Origin of the sequence: Paraclostridium sp. AKS73, from assembly GCF_025671395.1 — a bacterium.
Taxonomy (GTDB): domain Bacteria; phylum Bacillota; class Clostridia; order Peptostreptococcales; family Peptostreptococcaceae; genus Paraclostridium; species Paraclostridium benzoelyticum.
Genome location: NZ_JAIXHU010000080.1, coordinates 1 through 2036 on the forward strand (window position 1 = coordinate 1; position 2036 = coordinate 2036).

At 50.7% G+C, this 2036-nt stretch carries 1 rRNA gene; it reads right to left on the reverse strand.

What is annotated here, in order from left to right:
- Window positions 1-6: 6 nt before the first annotated feature.
- Window positions 7-2036: ribosomal RNA gene (locus LEQ07_RS19605) — 23S ribosomal RNA — on the reverse strand; the annotation flags it as partial.

Here is a 2036-nt window from a genome sequence, read left to right on the forward strand (position 1 = left end):
ATAATCTTGGTCAAGTCCTCGATCTATTAGTATCGGTAAGCTACATACATTGCTGCACTTACACCTCCGACCTATCAACAGGTAGTCTTCCTGGGATCTTACCCTTACGGTGGGAAATCTTATCTTGAAGTTGGCTTCGCGCTTAGATGCTTTCAGCGCTTATCCATTCCGTACATAGCTACCCAGCCATGCCCTTGGCAGAACAACTGGTACACCAGAGGTACGTCCATCCCGGTCCTCTCGTACTAAGGACAGGTCTCCTCAAATTTCCTACGCCTGCGACGGATAGGGACCGAACTGTCTCACGACGTTCTGAACCCAGCTCGCGTACCACTTTAATGGGCGAACAGCCCAACCCTTGGGACCTACTACAGCCCCAGGATGTGATGAGCCGACATCGAGGTGCCAAACCTCCCCGTCGATGTGGACTCTTGGGGGAGATAAGCCTGTTATCCCCAGGGTAGCTTTTATCCGTTGAGCGATGGCCCTTCCATGCGGAACCACCGGATCACTAAGTCCGACTTTCGTCCTTGCTCGACCTGTATGTCTTGCAATCAAGCTCTCTTCTGCCTTTACACTCTACGCACGATTTCCGACCGTGCTGAGAGAACCTTTGAGCGCCTCCGTTACTCTTTGGGAGGCGACCGCCCCAGTCAAACTGCCCACCTGACAGTGTCCCAATACCTGATTCAAGGTATCTGGTTAGAATCTCAGTACTACAAGGGTGGTATCCCAAGGATAGCTCCACCGAGACTGGCGTCCCGATTTCATAGCCTCCCACCTATCCTGTACATGTAGCACCAAAATTCAATGTCAAGCTACAGTAAAGCTCCATGGGGTCTTTCCGTCCTGTCGCAGGTACCCGGCATCTTCACCGGGATTACAATTTCACCGAGTCTGTTGTTGAGACAGTGCCCAAATCGTTACGCCTTTCGTGCGGGTCGGAACTTACCCGACAAGGAATTTCGCTACCTTAGGACCGTTATAGTTACGGCCGCCGTTTACTGGGGCTTAAGTTCACTGCTTCGGATAAATCCTAACAGATCCCCTTAACCTTCCAGCACCGGGCAGGCGTCAGCTCCTATACATCGTCTTGCGACTTAGCAGAAACCTGTGTTTTTGGTAAACAGTCGCTTGGGCCTATTCTCTGCGGCCACCTCGGGCGTTAACCCTAACGTGGCACCCCTTCTCCCTAAGTTACGGGGTCATTTTGCCGAGTTCCTTAACAACAGTTCTCTCGCTGGCCTTAGGATACTCTCCTCACCCACCTGTGTCGGTTTGCGGTACGGGCACCTTTAATCTCGATAGAAACTTTTCTCGACAGTGTGAAATCAGCTACTTCGCTACTTAATTTCGCTCCCCATCGTACCCCAGCATTATCATGGCGGATTTGCCTACCTTGACTGCCTCAGTACTTAGCCACACATAACCAACAGTGTGGTTAGCTTATCCTACTGTGTCATTCCATCTCTCAAACGATTATCGGTGGTACAGGAATCTCAACCTGTTGTCCATCACCTACGCCTTTCGGCCTCGGCTTAGGTCCCGACTAACCCAGGGCGGACGAACCTTCCCCTGGAAACCTTGGGTTTACGGCCCGTGGGATTCTCACCCACGTCTCGCTACTCATGCCAACATTCTCACTCCTATACTGTCCACACGTCCTTACGGTCATGCTTCAGCCTGCATAGGAAGCTCCCCTACCTATCATAAATGATATCGTAGCTTCGGTAGTAAGTTTTAGCCCCGGTAATCTTCGGCGCAGGATCACTCGACCAGTGAGCTATTACGCACTCTTTAAATGAGTGGCTGCTTCTAAGCCAACATCCTGGTTGTCTATGCAATCCCACATCCTTTACCACTTAACTTACATTTAGGGACCTTAGCTGACGATCTGGGCTGTTGCCCTCTCGACTATGAATCTTATTACCCACAGTCTGACTCCCAAGTATAAAATAACGGCATTCGGAGTTTGATAATCTTCGGTAAGCGCAATGCCCCCTAGGATATTCAGTGCTCTACCTCCGTATTTCTCA